The sequence below is a fragment of the Aquimarina sp. AU474 genome (assembly GCF_900312815.1).
In the GTDB taxonomy this organism is placed as follows: Bacteria; Bacteroidota; Bacteroidia; order Flavobacteriales; family Flavobacteriaceae; genus Aquimarina.
On record NZ_OMPE01000009.1, the window covers coordinates 1,402,999 to 1,425,550 of the forward strand.

The 22,552-nt window shown below is 33.1% G+C and carries 15 protein-coding genes; 7 read left to right on the forward strand and 8 right to left on the reverse strand.

The features are described 5' to 3' along the window. Nucleotides 1-81 precede the first annotated feature (81 nt). The 7 genes from arsM to DK508_RS19625 all read right to left on the reverse strand — a co-directional run bounded on the left by arsM (nt 82) and on the right by DK508_RS19625 (nt 5,236). Nucleotides 82-1,050 carry an arsenosugar biosynthesis arsenite methyltransferase ArsM gene (arsM, locus tag DK508_RS19595; RefSeq protein WP_109302472.1) on the reverse strand — a complete coding sequence of 323 codons (969 nt, stop codon included), beginning with the start codon at nt 1,048-1,050 and terminating at the stop codon, nt 82-84. Nucleotides 1,051-1,070: 20 nt separating this feature from the next. After that, nucleotides 1,071-1,883, reverse strand: coding sequence for a purine-nucleoside phosphorylase (locus tag DK508_RS19600; protein ID WP_109302473.1), 813 nt, complete (start codon nt 1,881-1,883; stop codon nt 1,071-1,073). 6 nt (nt 1,884-1,889) lie between these two features. Further along, entirely contained in the window at nt 1,890-2,498 is a 609-nt protein-coding gene (locus tag DK508_RS19605) for a TIGR04282 family arsenosugar biosynthesis glycosyltransferase (RefSeq protein WP_109302474.1), read from the reverse strand. Beyond that, a complete protein-coding gene (locus DK508_RS19610) occupies nt 2,495-2,995 on the reverse strand; it encodes a rhodanese-like domain-containing protein (protein ID WP_109302475.1) in 501 nt (166 codons plus the stop codon). The genes DK508_RS19605 and DK508_RS19610 overlap by 4 nt, the downstream gene beginning before the upstream one ends. Nucleotides 2,996-3,085: 90 nt before the next feature. After that, a complete protein-coding gene (locus DK508_RS19615) occupies nt 3,086-3,769 on the reverse strand; it encodes a DUF2064 domain-containing protein (protein WP_109302476.1) in 684 nt (227 codons plus the stop codon). 10 nt (nt 3,770-3,779) lie between these two features. Further along, entirely contained in the window at nt 3,780-4,835 is a 1,056-nt protein-coding gene (gene arsS, locus DK508_RS19620; RefSeq protein WP_109302477.1) for an arsenosugar biosynthesis radical SAM (seleno)protein ArsS, read from the reverse strand. A gap of 65 nt (nt 4,836-4,900) precedes the next feature. Further along, nucleotides 4,901-5,236, reverse strand: coding sequence for an arsenosugar biosynthesis-associated peroxidase-like protein (locus DK508_RS19625; RefSeq protein WP_109302478.1), 336 nt, complete (start codon nt 5,234-5,236; stop codon nt 4,901-4,903). A 270-nt stretch (nt 5,237-5,506) separates the two neighbouring features. Between DK508_RS19625 and DK508_RS19630 the strand changes: the two genes are divergently transcribed. Then, nucleotides 5,507-6,544, forward strand: coding sequence for a LacI family DNA-binding transcriptional regulator (locus tag DK508_RS19630; RefSeq protein ID WP_109302479.1), 1,038 nt, complete (start codon nt 5,507-5,509; stop codon nt 6,542-6,544). A 4-nt stretch (nt 6,545-6,548) separates the two neighbouring features. Here DK508_RS19630 and DK508_RS19635 read toward each other — a convergent pair whose 3' ends face one another. After that, nucleotides 6,549-7,580: a LacI family DNA-binding transcriptional regulator gene (locus DK508_RS19635; protein ID WP_109302480.1), complete on the reverse strand. Its 1,032-nt coding sequence runs from the start codon at nt 7,578-7,580 to the stop codon at nt 6,549-6,551. Between the two features lie 345 nt (nt 7,581-7,925). Here DK508_RS19635 and DK508_RS19640 point away from each other — a divergent pair, with 345 nt between their 5' ends. From DK508_RS19640 to DK508_RS19665, 6 genes are all read left to right on the forward strand, one after another. Further along, a complete protein-coding gene (locus tag DK508_RS19640; RefSeq protein ID WP_109302481.1) occupies nt 7,926-9,596 on the forward strand; it encodes an alpha-glucosidase in 1,671 nt (556 codons plus the stop codon). A gap of 288 nt (nt 9,597-9,884) precedes the next feature. Next, on the forward strand, nt 9,885-12,950 hold the full coding sequence (locus DK508_RS19645; protein ID WP_109302482.1) for a TonB-dependent receptor: 3,066 nt from the start codon (nt 9,885-9,887) through the stop codon (nt 12,948-12,950). Between the two features lie 10 nt (nt 12,951-12,960). Further along, nucleotides 12,961-14,493 (forward strand): RagB/SusD family nutrient uptake outer membrane protein, encoded by a 1,533-nt coding sequence (locus DK508_RS19650; RefSeq protein WP_109302483.1) that lies wholly within the window; start codon nt 12,961-12,963, stop codon nt 14,491-14,493. A 94-nt stretch (nt 14,494-14,587) separates the two neighbouring features. Next, nucleotides 14,588-17,902, forward strand: a complete 3,315-nt coding sequence (locus DK508_RS19655) for a VCBS repeat-containing protein (protein WP_370443861.1) — start codon at nt 14,588-14,590, stop codon at nt 17,900-17,902. Nucleotides 17,903-17,945: 43 nt separating this feature from the next. Beyond that, entirely contained in the window at nt 17,946-21,209 is a 3,264-nt protein-coding gene (locus tag DK508_RS19660; protein WP_109302485.1) for a CRTAC1 family protein, read from the forward strand. Next, nucleotides 21,196-22,542 (forward strand): vanadium-dependent haloperoxidase, encoded by a 1,347-nt coding sequence (locus DK508_RS19665; protein WP_109302486.1) that lies wholly within the window; start codon nt 21,196-21,198, stop codon nt 22,540-22,542. The genes DK508_RS19660 and DK508_RS19665 overlap by 14 nt, the downstream gene beginning before the upstream one ends. The last annotated feature ends 10 nt before the right edge of the window (nt 22,543-22,552 follow it).

A 22,552-nucleotide genomic window follows, 5' to 3' on the forward strand; every position in this document is an offset into this window, starting at 1 on the left:
AAAAAGGATTCTAAACAAAAAGAAAGCCGAAAACAATTAATTGTTTCCGACTTTCAGGTTATAGTTAATTAGCCTTAAGTTTTAGCAGCATCCCCCACCATCATAATGATAGGTCGATTCGCTGATAAAAATATCATCTCTTTTTAAATTTGCCAAATCTCCAGCTGTTTTATCACATACGGCGATAGGTTGATTTTTTAGTAAAACATGGCCCTTCTTGTCATCAAAATAATCATCATCTCCATAATAAATAGCTGCTTTACCGGTAAAAATACAAGGCCCATCTTCTGGCATAGGATCTTTTATGGCAGCGACCTCAATAGATTCGATATATATCAATTCATCGGTATCATAGTTTTTAGGATCCAAGATACGATAAGGCTTGCGAGCTCTAATTTCTATAGTTCCAAAACCAACATCTGTTAATGCTTTCACATACTCTACAATAGGTAAGCTCCCGCTTAAGCATAATGCTCTTAAGCGTTCATCATTTCTAAGATTATCATTCATTGGTTGTTCACATGTTGGATCACTCATTACTAATCTGCCATGTGGCTTTAATACTCTATACATTTCTTGTATAGCTTTTTTAAGATCTTCAGCTTTAAAAATGTTGAATAAACAGTTTTGAGCAGCAACATCAATACTATTATCCTCTACAGGTAGATTAAGTGCATCCCCATAACGAAGATCTACAAAATCACTTTTAAACCAATCATTTTGAGCTTCAGCTTCTTTAAAGTTTTTACGAGAAGCTTCGAGCATTTCGTCTACGACATCTACTCCTATAACCCCATTTTTTTGACGAGAAAAATAAGAGAATTGCAATAATTCCATTCCTCCACCTACACCTACATAAAGTGTTTTAGGACTATTGGTTAAATCACGCGCATTTACAGTGCTTCCACACCCATAATTCATTTCTTGCATGATCTTTGGGATTTTTAACCCAGGTAATTCCCAGATAGGGTTTGTTGTACAACATAAACCTATATCGGGGGTTATTGCTGCTTCTTTGTACACATCATGTGTCGTTTCTAAATAGCTCATATTTCTCTTTCTTTTTTTGTTTAAATAGACTTAATTAATTCTTTAAATAAAAGAATCATTTCAGGCTCGGCCTTTCCGGCCATTTGTATAATTTCTTCGATGTTAACAGGTTTAAGATTATCCGGATCACACTCATCTGTTAATACAGATACTGCAGCAACCGGAAGATCTAAATGATTAGCAACGATTACTTCTGGAACAGTACTCATTCCTACTGCATCCGCGCCAATAATTTTCAAGTATTTATATTCTGCCCGAGTTTCTAATTGAGGTCCCACGACAGATGCATAAACACCCTTGTGAAGGTTAATGTTATTCGTCTTAGCAATAGTTTCTAATTTAGAATTTATAGCAAGGTCGTAAGGAGCGCTCATATCTGTAAATCGCGTCCCCAATTGTTCTACACCCTTAAAAGCTAAAGGAGAACCTCCTTGTAAATTAATATGATCATCAATAAGCATTAATTCTCCTTTTTTAAAGTTTAAATTAATAGCTCCAGAGGCATTAGATACTAATAATGTTTTAATGCCTAATTGGTGCATGATTCGCACTGGGTACGTAACATCCTGAAGTGAATATCCCTCATATAGATGAAACCGCCCTTGCATAACGATTACTGTTTTGCCTTCTAGTTTTCCGTAAATTAGCTTTCCTTTATGAAACTCGACTGTTGCAGTAGGAAAATTAGGGATATGATTGTAACTTACTTCTTTGATAATTTCTATCTCATCTAGTAATTGTCCTAATCCTGTTCCTAGTATAATACCTATTTCAGGATTGATAAATCCTTTATCTTTTAGATAATCTGTGGTTTCTTCGATGTATTTTGTCATTCTTTGTTAGGTTAAAAATTCTTGAAAAGCCGATATGTCTTTAATATCTTCATAGTAATCCACATCGTTTCGTGTTTTTAATAATGTATAGTTGTGTTTTTGTAAATCGTCTAGAGTGTCTTTTAGTACAGTATTAGTTCCCCAAACCTTATTTTCAAAAATTGTAGGATGTAGGTCTTTCATCCCTAATAAATAGTATCCTCCGTCTTCTGCAGGTCCTACAACATGGTCATGAGTTTCTAGTTGATTAAAAGCAGATTCTATATCTTGTTGACTAAGATCATACATGTCACTACCGATGATGATGATGTTTTTATAACCTTGCTCAAAACCTTTGGTAAATGCATGTTTCATTCTTTGCCCCAAATCATCTCCATATTGCTGTTTTTTGGTATAAAAATCCGCATCCCAAATATCATTTTCTCTAATCTTTACCGAATAGTGAACTTGCTTCGTATAAGGGAGGTTTTTCGTAATTGTAACCGTATGATTAAGTAACATTTTATATACACCCAAGGCGGCTTCATCTCCTATTGTAGCAGCTAATCGAGTTTTGCACTTACCAAGCTCAGGGTTACGTGTAAAAATTAATAATAAGTTTTCCGTATTCACTATTTGTATATTTTTTTTCCTTTATGCAACCATTTTTCCCATTGTTTGGAGCAAGGATGTACATTATCTGTAACTTCTCCTTTACTATTAATTACAGGATGATCATTATTCTTCCATTCAAAAATACCACCATATAAATTGTATACATTGGTATAACCTGCTTGCATAAGTTTTTCAGAAATATCTTCAGATCGTATACCAAGACTGCAATAGACAATTATTTTGGTGTCTTTATCTATCTGCGGTTGGTTTATTATTTTTTTAATATCAAAATGAGTATACCCTATATGCATTGCACTTTTTAAATGACTAATATTATATTCCTCTAGTTCTCTTGCATCTAAAAGTATGGCTTCCCCTTGTTCACCTGTTAATTCATCAACAGATATATACGGAATGCTTTCATTGTTATATTGATCTAATAGTTCGGCTAGCGAATCCTGACCAAATGCAAGTATCGAAAACATACTATAAATTAATACTGTGATTATTTGTTTCATAAGAATAAAGAGCTATTCTTTTTGATTTTAGGCATTATATATTATGCCTGTTATGATAAATTGAAAATGAAATTGATAGAGATAACGCAATTAATGCATTATCAAACGAGGAGAACCTTTATTGTATGAAATAAATGTATACGTAGTATAGCTTTCAAGTGTATTAGAAGTATTTATTGTATTAGAATACTGAAATATTAATTGAATAATCTTTAGCAAAGATTTAGATAATACTTTGCCAAACGTTTTAATGATCTTAAGATCTTCTATACTATCAATATCATACAAAACCTGAAGTTTTGCTACTTCGATAGCATTATTCTTAAGAAGAGCCGTTATACTTTTTGCTAATTTCTTAGATCTCCAAGGAAGTTTTAGAAAAGCTAACGGATCAAATTGAGATTTATGTAATCCCATTAAATAGAAACCTCCATCTACAGAGGGGCCAATAACAAATTTATTTTTTTCTAGAAGTTTAGCACTATCTAATAAATGTTTTTTGGTTAAAAAAGGTGTGTCGTTACCAATAGTGATCACATTTTCAAATCCTTTTTCATAAATACCTTGAACTGCATTTACAAAACGCTCACCAAAATCACGCCCTTGCTGCTGTACTTCGGTAACGATATAGTATGGTAGTTTTGTACTAACAACTACGGATTCTATAGTACTATTAAGTTCAGTAAATAATTGTTGACCACCAGAAATTGGCTTACGCAATGCTTCTTCCTGAGCGGAATTGGCAAAAACTAAAATAGCGGTCTTCGAATTCATTCTCTTTTTATTAAGCTACAGTACCTTGACAACTACTTCCTGCACCTGCAGTACATCCATAGCAATGTTGTGAAATTACAATATTCCTGTCATTTAACAAATCTTCATTGTATTCACTGATATGTTTTACTTTACTAGCAACTTTAAGGTCTAGCATTTGATTAAAGTCACAATCATATAACCAACCATCCCAACTTATAGAAATAGTATTGGTGCACATAACGCTCTCTACAGCAGTAGAATTGTATGCTTCTACAAGAGCGTACATATAATCTTCATAATTTTCTGAGGCAATAAGATAATCTAAAAATCTACTTATTGGTAGATTAGTAATTGCAAATAAATTATGAAACTGGATTCCGAAATCCTCTAATAATGCTTTTTTAAAATCTTTTTCCATAGATGCTTGATCTCCCGGTAAAAAAGCTCCCGAAGGATTGTATACCAAATCTAATCTAAGAGAACTACCTGGCATACCATAGCCACGTTCATTTAGTTCTTGTAAAGCTTTAATAGATTTATCAAAAACCCCGTCTCCTCTTTGTTTATCAGTTTTTCCTCTTGTCCAATGTGGCATAGAAGAAACTACATGCACATTATGTTTTTTGAAAAAATCCGGTAAATCATAATATTTTTTATTAGCTCTTATAATAGTAAGATTACTTCTTACGATGAAATCTTTGATACCAGCTTTACTCGCTTCTTCTACAAACCACCTAAAGTTAGGGTTCATCTCTGGTGCGCCGCCTGTAAGGTCTAATGTATGAGCTCCAGTCTTTTTTATAACGTCCAAGCATTGTTGCATGGTTTCTCGAGTCATAATTTCTTTGCGATCAGGACCAGCATCTACGTGGCAGTGTTCACAAACCTGATTGCACATATATCCTACATTTATTTGTAAGATTTCTAATTTTTTTGGCCTTAAAGGTTTATGACCTGTTTCTGCAATTTTATCTGCAAATTTGGGTAATTCTCCATTTGCAAAGATACCATTACTAAGAATTTGCAGTTGTCTATTAGAATCTGCTAATTCGTCATTTCTTTTGTGTAAGGACTTTGTAGCCATAAAAGGTTTTTAGTCTAAATTGTTTTGTATTCTATGCTTATTTTATGTGAAACTATAGTTTTCTATTACATAGAAAGTTTTTCGTATTTATTCATCATTTGTACGCCATGTACTAAGGTTGCGCCACTTTCTATAGCTGCTCCTGTATGAACAGCCTCCATCATCTCTTCTTTTGTAATTCCTTTTTGTAATCCATCTTTTGTATATGCATCTATACAATATGGACATTTTACTACATGAGACACAGCTAAGGCAATCAAAGATTTTTCACGAGCACTTAAAGCGCCCTCTTCAAATACTTTTCCATAGTAATCAAAGAATTTATTTCCTAACTCTTCACTCCATTCAGTGATTTTTCCAAATTTTCTTAAATCTGCGGGATCATAATATGTTTTTGACATGCTGTATTATTTTTGTTACAGATATAAGTTATATCTGTCGTTAATTATATACCAATACTTACAATAAACTACAAAATAGTTGTAAATAGTGTTTAAGGTTTTAAAAGTTAGTAAGATAAAAAACCTGTGTTAATAACCTAATAATTTTTTTTATTGAAAATGTACGAATAAGGATACAAAGTAACTTTGTAATTAATACTACATTAAGAAAAAAGCTTAATTTAGACTCAAAATTCTTGTTCAGGCAAGAAATACGTCAAAATTGAGGTCATGAGGAAAAAAGTAACACTAAAACAACTTGCCAGAGAACTAAATCTTTCAATTTCAACAGTTTCGAAATCGTTAAAAAATGATCCAGAAATTAGCGAAAAAACAATCAATAGAGTTCATGAGTTGGCGGCTTTTTATAATTATAAGCCCAATGCTTTGGCAGTAAGTCTAAAAAGTAATAAAACCAAAACCATTGGTATTATATTGCCTGAAATCCTGAACCACTTTTTTGCCAAAGCTCTTTTTGGGATAGAACAAGAAGCATCTAAAAATGGTTATAAGATAGTTACTTGTATTACAAATGAATCGTATCAAAAAGAGGTTGAATATGTAGAGATGCTTAATTATAGTAGCGTCGATGGATTTATCGTTGCGTTGAGCCAAGAAACACAGGTGATTAATGAATTTGATCATTTTAAAGTGTTGAAAAGAGATAACGTACCCGTAGTTATGTTTGATCGAGTAAGTGATGAAATAGAATGTGATAAAGTGGTAGTAGATGACAAGGAAGCATCTAAGAATGCAATCCAATATCTTGTAGACAGGGGGTGTAAAAAAATCGCCGTAATTACTACAATTAGTGAGTTGAGTGTTGCCAAATTAAGATTAGCAGGCGCTCAAGAGGTTGTAGATGAAAATGAAAATGTTTCTTTAATTGAATTAGCCGTAAAGGATGGGATACACGAAGTATCAACAGAAGATTCAAATAATGTTGAAACCGAAATAGAAGACTTTCTTAAAAATAATGATATTGATGCAGTTCTTGGATTGGATGAAACTGCGGCCGCAATAACAATAAATATGTCTCATAAATTAGGGTATAAAATCCCTGAAGATATTTCGGTAATTGGTTTTACAGATGGTTTATTATCAAAACATTCCTACCCTAAGTTAACGACTGTTTCTCAACATGCAGAGGATCTAGGTTCGAAAGCAGCAGAAATCTTACTAAATCAACTAGACAATTTTACCGAAAATTATAAAACCAAAACAGAGATAGTTAAAACATCTTTGATTGTAAGAGATTCTACAGTATAGAGGGTCACGTACTCTCTCTTAAAATTAATTCAGTTTTTAGTTTGACCACCTTTTTACGATGGTTAACATCATTGGGCTCATTAAATTGATCAATGAGTAATTCTGCTACTTTTTGCCCCATTTCAAAACTTGGTTGGGTAATACATGTCATAGAGGGTACAAATACTTCGCCTAAGCCTAAATCACCAAATCCAATCACACTAACATCTTCAGGGATTTTATAACCAGCTTTAAGAAGAGTCTTCATGGTCAATAAACCATAGTTATCTGTGCAAGTAAATATGGCATCAGGGGTAATTGAAATCCCATTAAAAAATTCTCGTATTTCGGCATCCTCAAATTCTCGATCTAATGAATCACAATGTAAAATTAATTCATCATAAACAGGGATATTGTATTTTTTCATAGCATCTAAGTATCCCTTATAACGATCTTGAAAAACTTTCTTTTCTTTAATCCCCCCAATAAAAGCAATACGCTTTTTGTCTTTTTTAATTAGAAACTCCACCGCAGTAAATGATGCTTTATCATCTTCAATCAAAACATGATCGGCGCCAGATACTTCTTCCCTTATATTGTCAAATAAAACAACAGGAATCCCTTTTTTGATAATACTTTTGATATGAGTAAAGGTCTCTGTTTCGTGAGTTGGAGAAAGAATAATACCATCTACTAAACCTCTTTCGAAAGATATGAGATTTTCACGCTCAAATTCGAAAGAATTTCTAGATGAGCTAATTAATATTTTGTAATTATGTTGGCGTGCATAACGATCGATACCTCTACAGACTTCAATAAAAAAAGGCTCATCATATCTTGGTATAATAACTCCAATGATATTAGTTTTTCCAGAACTTAAACTTTTGGCGATTTGATTGGGCATATACCCCATAGACTTTGCCTCCTTGAAAACTTTTTCGCGAGTACTTAATTTAACTCTAGGGTTTTTGTCCAATGCTCTTGAAACTGTTGCAATAGAAATGTTTAATTTTCTAGCAATATCCTCAAGTTTTACCCTTTTTTTCTTCAAAGTCATTTATAATTCCGTTAAAAAATTATTATTAAAACATCAATTTTACTAAAAATACAATAATACAAACGTTTGCATTTTTTTAAATTACAGGAATGCTTTTTCATTCGCGTAATAGTTTAGTAATTTGTAATAGTCATAAAGGATTTTTGAACATTTATTGATTATACCTACTTGAAAACAATATTCTTACAATGAAAGTCTCCCCAAGACATACCTCGTTCAAGATATAATGTGACTATGCTAATTTAGGATAAATAATGCTTAATCGAAATTAAACATTATTTAAAATGCAGTGAGGAGATTAAATATTTTCAAACCAATCATTTTTAAATTTTAAAACCTAATTGCATGGAGCTTTCATGGTTCAAGAAAGGAACTATATATCAAATTTACCCTCGAAGTTTTAATGATACTAATAATGATGGTATAGGAGATTTAAGGGGTATAATCGAAAAATTAGATTACCTAAAAAGTTTATATGTTGATATTTTATGGCTGAGTCCAATTTTTAGCTCACCAAATGATGATAATGGTTATGATATAAGTGACTATTGCGCGATAATGCCCGAGTTTGGAACAATGGAGGATTTTGATGAATTATTACGTGAAACTCATAAAAGAGGGATGAAACTTGTGTTAGATCTTGTTGCGAATCACTGTTCTGACGAGCATGTATGGTTTGAAGAGGCAAAGAAATCAAAAAAGAACCCATATCGAGATTATTTTCATTGGAGAAAACCGGCACCCGACGGTGGTCCTCCAAATAACTGGAAATCTTTTTTTGGAGGAAGTGCTTGGGAATATGATAAGCCATCTGGAGAATATTATCTACATCTTTTTACAAAAAAACAACCAGATCTTAATTGGGAAAACCAAAAGGTACGACAAGAGATATATAGCGCTATGAGGTTTTGGTTAGATAAAGGTGTAGATGGGTTTAGAATGGATGTGATTCCGTTAATATCCAAGAGAGAAGAGTATCCTGATGCACCAAATGTGGGGTTTAGACAAATTATTGAAGATGTATATGCTAACGGACCTAAAGTACATGATTATTTAAAAGAAATGAATAAAGAGGTGATTGATCATTATGATGCTTTTTCTCTAGCTGAAGGTGTAGGAATCAATGATAAGAATGCTGGGTTGTATATTAATCATGATCGCAAGGAATTAGATATGTTGTATCATTTTGATATTCTTGAATGTACTATAGTGAATGGAAAATTTGAGGAAGCCACGATTTTTGATTTAACAAATATGAAAAGTATTTTTAAGAAATGGAGAGATGCTGTTCATGAAAAAGGATGGTTGGCCAATGCTTTAGGGAATCATGATTTTGCACGAATGATCTCTAGATTTGGTGATGATGATAAGTATTGGTCAGAATCGGCAAAAATGTTGTTTATGATGCAAGCTACTCAAAATGGAACATTAAATATTTATCAAGGTGATGAAATAGGGATGACCAATATAGTACTGGATTCTATCGAAGAGGTTAGAGATGTACAATCGCTTAATTTTTATAATGAGAACCTACAAAGTCAAAAATATTCTATTGGGTATGCATTAGAAAGAATAAACAAAGAAGGTCGGGATAACGCAAGAACTCCTGTGCAATGGAGCGACGAAATAAATGGAGGTTTTTCAACACATAAACCGTGGCTTAAAATTAATTCTAATTATAACAAGATTAATGTTAAGAATCAAGATCAGGATAAAAATTCAATATTAAACTTTTACCGAAGATTGTTAAAGACAAGAAAACAATATGATGTTTTTGTATATGGTGATTTTGAAGAGTTAGAATTTGATAACCCCAATGTATATATCTATAAAAAAACATATGGTGATGAAAAGATTTTAGTAGCATTAAATTTTAGTACTCATGATACTGCCTTCGCACATTTTAATGCGATTTCTGAGATAGAAGTATTATTAAATAATTACCAAGAATTATTACTTAATGATGGTGAGGCGATTTTAAAACCATATCAAGGAATAATTCTAAAAATAGATTGAAAACAACAAACATGTAAATATCTATATGGATACAGTAGAAAGTGAAAATAGTTTTTGTTTGTTAGCGGAGAAACTCCTGTGATCAGGACTTCTCAAAAGGTGTAACAACGGGACATCCAATTTTTTGTAACTGTTTTAATATTAATAGAGTTACAAGAATGGTCATAATATGGTAAGAGACCAGGGTGTTCCCATTGTTACTAACATTCTAGGAAAAGATATTAGTAAAATAACACATGAATAATTTTAAAATTAAGGAACAATCAAATTTAAATCAAACTCTATATTATGAAAAGTATGATACTTAAAAAACTCATATTCCTCCTCGTATTTTTATTGGGAAATATGATGTTTTCGCAAATCACAGTTTCGGGGGTGATTTCGGATGCAGGGGGACCAATCCCCGGCGTAAATGTTCTTATAAGAGGAACATCTAATGGGGCAGTTTCTGATTTTGACGGAAACTATACAATTGATAATGTAGCCGAAGATGGCATTTTGGTCTTTAGCTATGTTGGATTTAAATCCCAAGAAATTCCGGTGAACGGTCAAGCGACAATAAATGTTACAATGCAAGAAGACGCAGCAGAACTGGAACAAGTAGTAGTAGTAGGATACGGAACCGTTAGAAAGAAAGATTTAACGGGATCGGTTGCAACGGTAAAACCTGAAGATTTTAACCAAGGGGTGCAAACATCACCAGATCAGTTGATACAAGGTAGAGTGGCCGGAGTTAATATCACACAATCAAGTGGTGAGCCAGGAGCTGGTTCCTCTATTCGAATTCGGGGTGCTTCTTCTATTCGAGCCGGTAACAGCCCATTAATCGTGGTAGATGGTGTACCGCTTACTGATTCTGATGTGAGCCCAGGAAGTGATACGGGAATAGGTTCGAGTTCGGCTAGAAATCCTTTAAATTTCATTAACCCTAACGATATCGCAAGTATTGATGTATTAAAGGATGCATCGGCAACTGCCATTTATGGTTCTCGTGGAGCAAATGGTGTAATTATTATAACTACCAAAAAAGGGAAATCTGGAAAACCTCAAATGAATTTCAGTGTTTCAACATCGGTTGGATCGATTGCCAATGAATATGATTTGTTAAGTGGTGATGCTTTTGTACAAGCAGCTAATGCAGCAGGTAATCCAGGAGCAGATCTAGGAGGTAATGTAGATCCCTTTGATGAAATTTTAAGGAGCGCAGTGATACAGAGTTATGATTTTTCTTATGGGGGAGGAAGTGAAACCGGAAATTATCGTTTGTCTTTGGGGCTATTGGATCAAGAGGGTATAATACAAGGAACGGGACAACAAAAATATAACGCTACAGTAAATTTATCAGAGAAATTTTTTAATAATAGATTAAAAATTGATGCTAGAGTATTAACATCCTTTATACAAGATGATGCAGAAGCAATTTCGGATAATGTTGGAGCAGAAGGTGATTTGGTGAGCTCTGCTTTAAAATGGAATCCAACGAGAAATTTTAGATCACCAGATGGATCTTTTGATCAACCAAGTGATAATCAAAGAAACCCTTTGGCTCTATTAGAGTATTATGATGATAGAACAGAGACTTCTCGTATTTTTGGAAATATTTCGGGAACTTATGAAATATTTGAAGGCTTAAATTATAAATTTAACTTTGGAGTAGATCGATCAGAAGCTACTCGGGGTATTGAGCAATCTCGTTTGTTAAACACTAATAATACTATAGACCGTGGTCGAGCAGATATTCTTACTATTAAAACATTCAATAAGTTATTTGAACATACATTATCGTATAACAAGGATTTAACAGATGATATCAGATTAGATGCCGTTTTAGGATATTCTTTTCAACAATTTGAACGCAAAGGTACCAGTACGACCGCTTTTGATTTTGCATCTGATGATCAATCTCGTTATATAGATAATTTAAACTCTGCAGCAACATTCCCTACCGGGATTCAAAATGAAGCACTTAATGTCTTTTTTAATAGTTCTTTCTTCGATCCAACATCAGAGTTACAATCCTTTTTTGGACGGGCAAATTTGAACTTCTTTGATAAATATTTGGTAACGGCAACACTAAGAGCTGATGGATCTAGTAGGTTTGGTTCGGGGAATGAGTATGGGTATTTTCCTTCGGCCGCTTTTGCCTGGAAAATTATAAATGAAGATTTTGCACCAGATCTATTTTCAGATTTAAAACTGCGAGTAGGATGGGGTATAACAGGTAATCAGGCTTTTCCTGCAGGTTCTGCTCAAGAACAATTTGGTTTTATAAGAACAACAGACCCTGTTACCTTAGAAACGATTTCAATTGTAGCACAAATTAATGCAGCTAATCCTGATTTACAATGGGAGAGTACAAGCACTATTAATGCAGGGATCGATTTTGGATTTTTTGATAATAGGTTATCAGGTTCAATCGATTATTTTAATAAAGTGACCAAAGATGTTCTATTTAGATTTCCAACAGTACAACCAGCGGTTCCGAATTCTTTTTTCTGGAGAAATCTTGATAATACCGAAATTATAAACACAGGTGTAGAATTAGGAATTAATGCTGTAGTTGTTCAAAGTGATGACCTAACTGTAGATGTTGGTTTAAATTTAAGTTTTTTAGATAATAAAATCGAAAATGTAACTCAAGACAATTTCATAAATGGTATTATAACAGGAAGTATTTCGGGTCAAGGATTATCGGGTCAAAACGCGCAATTATTGTTTGATGACCAGGCATTATTTGCGTTTTATTTGCCTATCTTTGAGGGGTTTGACAGTGCTGGAGCTCCTATTTTTAGAGATGTTAATGGTGATGGAGTTATAAACACCGATTTTGGTACTCCAGGACAAACAGATAGAGCTTTTGTAGGTGATCCAAACCCTGACATTTTAGTGGGAATTAGAGCAGCAGTTTCGTATAAAGATTTTGATGCTAGTGTATATTTAAATGGAGCTTATGGTCATGAAATTTATGATAATACAGCAAATGCATTATTCACATCCGCAGCATTGCGAAGAGGTGAAAATGTTACAGAAGATATTGTTGGCAATGGTGAAGATCCAGGTGCGCCAAATACAGTTTCGACCAGATTCTTGCAATCAGGAGATTTTTTAAGACTTACCAATTTAACTTTAGGATATACCATAAAAGGATCTGATGATAATAACCTAACAAGTTGGTTTAATTCTCTAAGAGTATCCGTTACTGGGCAAAATTTATTTGTTATCACTCCTTATAATGGTTTTGACCCAGAAGTAAATACAAATAAGCAAGTGGCTGGTGTTCCTTCTTTTGGTATAGATTATACGGCCTTCCCAAGATCAAGACAGTTTACTTTAGGAGTTAATATGAATTTTTAAAAAAAAAGCGATGAAAAAAATTGGTTTATATACGCTTAGTGCGTTGTTATCCATATCAGTGTTTTATAGTTGTACTGATCTGGAAGAAGAATTGAATCAGAACCTTACTGCAGAAGAAGCAGCTATCGCTGGATCAGCATCTGATGCTTTAAATGCGGCTTATGATCGATTAAAAGATTTCCAGCATACAGATTTTATGTTTGTGCTTATGGAACATCCTTCAGACGAAATTGCTGGCCCAACACGAGGTGCAGACTGGGATGATGGCGGTGCATGGAGAGCATTGCATTTACATACATGGAACTCTTCTCATCCAAGAGTAGTTGGTTCATGGGGATCCGCATTATCCGGATTGTTTAGAGCAACCGAAGTTTTGGGTTTTGTACCTACTGATAGTGAAAGAGCTCAGGCTACATTTCTTAGATCATTATTTATTTACACAGCGACAGATTTATTTGGTACAGTTCCTATTCGAGAACCAGGTGAAGATTTAGCGCAATTACCATCAATTACTGCGAGTAGAACCGAAGCAATTGATATCGGTATAACCGAACTAGAAGATCAATTAGCAAATCTACCTGCTACTACTAATCCTGCTGTTGCAAATATTTATGCGGGGCATGCCTTATTGGCCAAAATGTATTTAAATAGAGCTGTATACAAAGCCACAGATGCAGATGGCACTCCACAATCTGGTCCTTTTACTTTTGAAACTGCCGATATGAATAGAGTCGTAGAACTTTGCGATGCAATCATTAACTCAGGTAATTATTCCCTAGAGGATGATTATTTTTCAAGCTTTTCTCCAGTAAATAGTGAAACATCTTCTGAAATTATATTTGTTTCTCAAAATACCAATGATTTTGGAGGAGAGATTAGAAGGTTTAATTTTATGACACTTCATTATAATCAAAATCCAGGGAGTTGGAATGGCTTCGTAACTTTATCTGATTTCTACGACAGTTTTGAAGATGATGATGTAAGAAAAAGCTCTGAAATTCCTAATTTAAGCGAAAACTCTGGTTTAACAGGTGGGTTTCTCATAGGTCAACAATTTGATGTAAATGGAGCCCCTTTAGAAGATAGATTAGGAAATCCTTTAGCATTTACTCCTGATTTTAATCTGGCTAACTCAGATGAGGTTCGAGGTATTAGAGTAGTAAAATATCAGCCTGATTATACTAATATCAATATACCTAATCAAGATTTTGTGTTTTACAGATATGCTGATGTTTTATTGATGAAAGCAGAAGCTCTATTTAGAACAGGTGATGTTGCCGGAGCTTTGACAATTGTGAATACTATTCGTAGTATGCGTAATGCTTCAGCATTAGCTGCCTTAACAGAGGCGGATCTATTGGCAGAGAGAGGACGTGAGTTGTATTGGGAAGGTCATAGAAGAAATGATCAGATTCGTTTTGGAACATTATTAAACCCTGTTCAAGAAAGATCTACAACATCTGATAGAACAAAGCTAGTGTTTCCTATACCTGCAGATGCTCTAGCAACTAATCCTAATTTAATACAAAACCCAGGCTATTAATGATTTAAGTGTTAAGATTCTAATTTCACAAAGTCCTTCTTCTTTTCGAAGGGCTTTGTTATTTTTATGTGCTTCTGCAGCTAATTAAACCGATATGATGTATAAAGTATTTTTTTCTTTATTGTTAGTATTGTTTTTCTTTTCCTGTCATCAGGAAAAAGAACAATCGACAAATCTATTACCAACAAAAACGTTATTTACAAAAATGACTTCTGATAGTACAGGGATCAGTTTTGTAAATAAAGTAACCAACCAAAAAGACTTCAATATTTTTAAATATCGAAATTTTTATAATGGAGGGGGGGTAGCTATCGGAGATATTAATAATGATGGTTTAGCAGACATATATCTTACCTCCAATATGGAGAAAAATAAACTATACCTCAATCAAGGTAATTTTAAATTTAAAGAAATCACAGGTATTTCAGGAACATCAGGTAATAAATCCTGGTCAACAGGAGTAGTTATGGTGGATATAAATGCAGATGGTTTCTTGGATATCTACGTATGTAATGCTGGTAATATAAAGGGTGATGATCAAAAGAATGAATTATTTATTAATAATGGAGATCTAACTTTTACTGAAAAAGCTTCATCTTATAATCTTGCCGATAGTGGGTTTACTACTCATACTGCTTTTTTTGATTACGATCTTGATGGGGATCTTGATGCCTACATTCTTAATAATAGTTTTATTCCTGTAAATAGTTTGGGATATTCTAATAAAAGAGAACTTAGAAGCCAAGATTGGGGTTTGCCTGAGATGTTTAAAGGGGGAGGAGATAAGTTATTGCGCAATGATAATGGGAAATTTATTGATGTAAGTGAAGAAGCAGGAATTTATGGAAGCTTAATAGGTTTTGGTCTTGGTGTAACAGTAGGAGATATTAACGAGGATTTATTACCCGATATATATGTCTCTAACGATTTTTATGAAAGAGATTATTTATATGTTAATCAAGGTGATGGTACTTTTAGAGAAGATATAAAAAATAAAATACCTCATTTAAGTTTGGCTTCTATGGGAGCAGATATGGCAGATCTTAATAATGATGGTAAACCTGAAATATTTGTTACCGATATGCTTCCGGAACAAAATGAGAGACTTAAAAAAACTAGCGATTTTGAACGTTTTGATGTATATCAATTAAAACAGCGAAAAGATTTTTATCATCAATACATGCAAAATACATTGCAGCTTAATAATGGAGATAACACTTTTTCTGAAATAGCTTTTTATAGTGGTGTGGGTAATACAGATTGGTCATGGGGAGCATTGTTATTTGATATGGATAATGATGGATATCGCGATATTTATGTGTGTAATGGGATTTATCATGATTTAACGAATCAAGATTTTATGGATTTTTTTGCTGCAGAGATCTATCAAAAAATGGCAATTTCAGGAATCAAAACTTCTCAAGATTCTATTATTAAGAAAATGCCTAGTGTTCCTGTAGTTAATTATGCTTTTAAGAACAATCATGATCTTACTTTTTCGAATAGTACAGAAGATTTTGGATTTACCGAGCCAAGTTTTTCTAATGGGGCGGCATATGGCGATTTGGATAATGATGGTGATTTAGACCTTGTAGTCAACAATGTAAATATGCCTTTGTTTGTATATAAAAACAATGCCAAAAATAATTATTTAAAAATACAACTAAAAGGAACTGATAAAAACACATTTGCTATAGGTGGTATTGTTGAGGTGTATAAGGATACAGAGATATTTAGGCAAGAATTGGTTCCTTCTAGAGGTTTCCAGTCCTCGATTGATTATGGATTAATCTTTGGTTTACGAAAGATTAAAAAAGTAGATTCAATACGAGTTTTTTGGCCTAATAAGAAAACCGAAAAAATAGGAGAAACTGAAGTAAATCAGTTATTAACCCTCGATATCGCTAATGCATCTCAAGAGTATGAAAAAATATCTAGAGTTTCTAAGCAATATTTTACCGAGATCCAAAATAAACTCGAAGAACACAAAGAGGATCCTTATATAGATTTTGATTACGAAGGTTTAATATCCAAAATGTCGTCAAAAGAAGGTCCAACTATTGCCGTTGAAGATATTAATCAAGACGGAAATGATGATGTGTATATTGGGGGAGCCAAAAATCAACCGGGTGTTTTATATATCCAAAATGCTAAGGGAAAATTATCTTTAGTGGGAAATGAAATATTTATAGAGGATCAATTTTATGAGGATACAAATGCGCAATTTGTAGATGTAGATGGAGATAATGATTTTGATTTGGTGATATCCTCTGGTGGAAATTTTGCCAGAGCAAAACCTACACAATTTGCCATACGAATATATCTAGGGGACGGAAAAGGCAATTTTAGTAAAGGCCAAACTATTCCTAACGAGAATAATACTTCTGTAATTGCACCATGTGATTTTGATAAGGATGGTGATATTGATCTTTTTGTGGGTAACTTAAGCGTTCCTGGCATATATGGGATCAATCCAAAAAATCAATTACTCGAAAATGATGGACAAGGTAATTTTAAAAATAATATAGGATCAAAAGCTTTCAAGGCTCAGGATGTTGGAATGGTAACCAACGCTGAATGGAAAGATATTGATGGTGATACAAAACCTGATTTAATTATTGTGGGAGAGTGGATGTCGCCCAAAATTTTCAAGAATAATGGGAGAAGATTAACGCCTTTGCAAACAAATCTCGATGATATTTCAGGGTGGTTTAATACTGTACATGCAAAAGATATTGACAAGGATGGTGATATTGATTTAATTTTAGGGAATCGAGGTTTAAATGCGGCTTATAAAGCCGGTAAGAATACACCGGCCAAAATGTTTGTAAATGATTTTGATAATAATGGTACGATAGAGCAGATTTTTACTCAAAAAATACAGGGAAAGGATATACCAATACATTTAAAAAAAGAAATAACTGGTCAGATTAACTCGTTGAAAAAACAAAATTTAAAATTTTCTGAATATGCGACAAAATCTATTAATGAGTTATTTCCTAAAGAGGTGTTGCAAAATACTATTGTAAAAGTTACGAATACCTTCAAAAGCTTAATTGCATATAATGATGGAAAAGGTAATTTTGAAATTGTGGAATTACCAAAAGAAGCTCAGTTATCATGTATTTATGAAATTGAAACCTGTGATCTTAATAAAGATGGTATTCTTGATATAATTTTAGGGGGAAATAATTATAATTTCAAACCTCAATTTTCTAGATTAGATGCAAGTAGAGGTGTAGTATTGTTGAGCAACAAAAACAAAGATTACGAGATTAAAAAATCTTCGGGTTTTTTTGTTGAAGGAGAAGTGAGAGCATTGCAATGGATTCAGAATACATCCGGAGAAAAATATTTAATTACTGGAATTAATAATAAGGCACCTAAGATTTTTAAACTAAAAAAATAATTAAATTCTTGGTTAATAGTGGTCTTTTCATCTTTATGGTTTAATGGGTAAAATAGTTTTAATAGTATTTGTTGTAATAAGTTTGTTTTCTTGCTCAGGGAATCAAGAAAAGGGGAGTTTGTTTGACAGTGTAAAGCCCGAAATTACCAAAGTTACTTTTCAAAATAAGGTAGAATCAACAGAAGATTTAAATATCCTGGATTATTTGTATTTCTATAATGGCGCTGGAGTTGCTGTAGGGGATATTAATAATGATGATTTGGTCGATGTTTTTTTTACTTCTAATCTTCAAAAAAACAAACTTTATCTTAATAAGGGAAATTTTGAGTTTGAAGATATAACAAATAAAGCGGGTGTTGCAGGAAACTCTGATTGGAACACTGGTACTTCAATGGCAGATATAAATGGAGATGGGTTTTTGGATATTTATGTTTGTGCGGTAGTAGGGATTCAAGGACTTGAAGGGGTAAATGAATTGTTTATTAATAATGGGGATGGAACGTTTACCGAAAAAGCTTCGCAATATGGGTTAGATTTTGATAACTATTCTTCTGCAGCGGCTTTCTTTGATTATGATAATGACGGGGATTTGGATATGTATTTACTTAATCATGCTATTCATACTCAAAAATCTTTTGGGAAGGCCAATATTAGGAATAATCGAAATTATGAAAGCGGTGATAAATTGCTACGCAATGATGGTGATAAGTTTGTAGATGTAAGTGAACAAGCCGGTATTTATGGAGGAGTAAATGGATATGGTTTAGGAGTAGCAACAGCAGATTTTAATAATGATGGCTACACAGACCTTTATATAAGTAATGATTTTCATGAAGACGATTATTATTATTTGAATAATGCTGATGGTACTTTTAAAGAGGTGTTAAAGGAAAACTTTGGACATACAAGTCGTTTCTCGATGGGGAGTGATGTGGCAGATATCAATCACGATGGTTTTATGGATATTATGACTTTAGACATGACGCCAGAAGATGAAAAAACTCTTAAGGCTTCTGTAGGAGATGAAACGGTAGATATGTTAGAAATGCGTGTTAAACGATTAGGCTATCATTATCAATATGCACGTAATATGCTTCAAATTAATCAAGGAGGTAAGTTCTTTTCAGAAACAGCTTTACTTAGTGGTGTTGCAGAAAGTGACTGGAGTTGGTCGGTTTTGTTTGCTGATTATGACAATGATGGCGAGCAAGATATCTTTATTTCAAATGGGATTCCTAAAAGACCAAATGACCTAGATTATATTAAATATATTTCTAACGATAAGATTAAAGATAAGCTTACCAAAACTAAACTGGTTGATAATGCAGCTCTGGATATTATGCCATCGGGGGCAGTTCAAAATTATATATTTCAAGGATCTAGTACTATTAAATTTAAAAACCAATCGGTCAATTGGTTGCCACAAGATTCTATTATATCAACGGGTAGCGCTTATGCCGATTTTGATAATGATGGAGATATAGATTTGGTAACTAATAATATAAACAAGCCGGCTACTTTTTATAGAAACAAAACTAATCAGGCATCGAATTATCTAAAACTAAAATTTAAATATAAAAAATCTAATGTATTTGGAGTGGGTACCAAAGTAATATCGTATCACCAAGGAATACCTCAGTACAAACAATTGTTTATGACCAAGGGATTTCAGTCTTCATCTGAGGCTATAATTCATTTTGGATACGGAAAAGTCGAAAAGGTAGATTCTCTTAAAGTTATATGGCCTGATCATACCATACAAATGGCCGAAAATATCAAGACAAATCAAACTTTAACGATTAAAGTATTGAATAAAAGAAAATCTGTAAATTATAATCAGTTATTTCCTAGGCAAAAGAAATGGTTTACAAAAATAGATAGTATTCCGGGGTTGTGTTATGAACACAAAGAGAATAACTATGTTGATTTTAATCGCCAGAAATTGATTCCATATATGATCTCTAATCGAGGACCTGCAACCGCAATAGGGGATCTAAATAATGATGGTAAAGAAGATATTTTCTTTGGAAGTTCAAAAAATGAACCTTCCCAGATTTTTTTCCAAACTCCCATTGGATTCGAACGTCAAATCAATGATTTTTTAGAAGTTGACAAACGAAAAGAAGATGTAGACGCTGTAATAGAAGATTTTAATAATGATGGACAAAAAGATCTTTTGATAGCTTCTTCTGGAGGAGAATTTTTTGGTCAATCAAAAGAACTCATAGATAGATTGTACTTAAGTTCTAATTCGAGATTGATAAAAGCTCGGTTCCCAGAACTTTATGAGCATGAATCTATAATTAAACCTAATGATCTAGATGGCGATGGAGATCTAGATGTTTTTATTGGGGCTCATGCTGTCTCTAATGATTTTGGAGCTATCCCTAACTCCCATATTTTAATAAACGATCAAGGTAATTTTACCGTAAAGGAAAATAAAGAATTGCAACAAATTGGTATGGTTACTGATGCCATTTGGACTGATTTTGATAATGATAATATTAAAGATTTAATTATTGTTGGAGAATGGATGCGCCCTTCTTTTTTTAAAAATAAAAACGGGACATTATTGAATGTTACAGATCAAGTAACTAACAACGAATTTAATAATGGATTATGGCAATCAATTGAAGAATTTGATATAGATAATGATGGAGATCGGGACTATGTATTGGGAAATTTTGGATTAAATACAAAGTTTAAAGCGTCAACCAATTTTCCTCTAAAGATGTTTTATGGTGATTTTGATAATAATAATAAATCCGAGACTATAATTACCATTCCTAAAAACAAAAAATATTATACTATTTTGGGCCTGGATGATTTATCTAATCAATTAAACTTTTTAAGAAAAAAATTCACTACCTATGCATCGTTTGCAGGTAAAACGGTAGACGAAGTTTTTAACAAAGAACTATTGGATAAATCAGTTTTGTTAGAAGTTCATCAATTAGCGTCGGGATATTTAAAAAACGAAGAAGGTAAGTTTACTTTTGTTGCTTTTGAAGATGAATTACAAACAGCACCTATTACGACAATGTTAAAGAATGATTTTAATCACGATGGAGAGGAAGAAGTATTCATGGCCGGAAATTATTTTGGAGTGACCCCATATCATGGAAGATTCGATGGTTTTGCGGGAGCCGTAGTGAGTAAAAATAATGCATATGTTTTGGGAGATCGCTTAGGGATTAATTTATCAAAAAAGGCTGTTACAGGGGCAAATGTTATTAATTTTGCAAATAAAAAATATTTGATTGTTACCATAAATAATGGAAAAATGGAGATGTATGAAATGTATTAGTAAACTGTACAAATTAATACTTGTTTTAGGTGTTGTTTTTTGTTTTTCTTCATGTAAAAAGGAAAGAGAACAAATTGTAATAACTGCGGATGATTATCATAACGTAATAGATAAACTTACAGAGGTAATGGTTCATGATATATTTTCGCCTCCTGTAGCAAGTAGAATATATAATTATCCAAATATTGCGGCATATGAAGTAATTGCGCAAGGCGATAATACATACAAAACTTTAGCCGCTCGGTTAAATGGCCTTGAACCAGTTCCTGTAGTAGATACAACAAAACATGTCAACTATAATCTAGCGGCTCTAGTGGCATATTTAGAAATAGGGAAACAACTTGTTTTTTCTGAAGATAAAGTAGAAATTTATAGAGATAGTTTATACAATTCATGGAAATCTATTAATGAAGATAGTTATACTAATTCCAAAAACTATGGATTAGAAGTTGCCGAGCATATTAAAAAATGGATGGCAACAGATAACTATGCACAAACACGTACGATGCCTAAGTTTTCTGTAAATACCGAAGACCCTTCAAGATGGCAACCTACACCTCCCGATTACATGGATGGTATTGAGCCACATTGGCAAAAAATCAGGCCATCTGTGATTGATTCTTCGTCTCAATTTACACCATCAAAGCATCCTGGTTTTTCTTTAGAAAAAGAATCTCCTTTTTATAAAGAACTTATGGAGACATACTCTGTTGGCGTTACAATTAAGGAAGAAGGAGAAACTTCAGAAAAACTCGAAATCGCTCAATTCTGGGATTGCAATCCGTATGTCTCGACACATAAAGGACATTTAATGTTTGCAACTAAGAAGATAACTCCAGGGGCGCATTGGATAGGGATTTGTAAGATTGCCTGTAAAAAGGAAAGCTTAGATTTTCAGAAAACAGTATATGCTTATACGCATACCTCAATTGCTATTGCCGATGCGTTTATTAGCTGCTGGGATGAAAAATATAGAAGTAATCTTATTAGACCCGAAACATTGATCAATCAGCATATAGATGAAAATTGGGAACCGGTGTTACAAACTCCGCCATTTCCAGAATATACTAGTGGTCATTCTGTAGTGTCAGGAGCGGCATCTAAAGTGCTTACCCAAATTTTTGGAGATAATTTTGAGTTTAACGATAATACCGAAGTAAAATATGGACTTCCAATTCGTTCTTTTGTTTCATTTAATAAAGCAGCAGAAGAGGCAGCGATAAGTAGACTGTATGGAGGTATTCATTATCGAGCAGCGATTGATTTAGGTTTGGAACAAGGAAGAGAATTAGGTAGTTTTGTAATAGGAAAACTTAGAATAAAAAAGAATTAAAGTAAAGTAT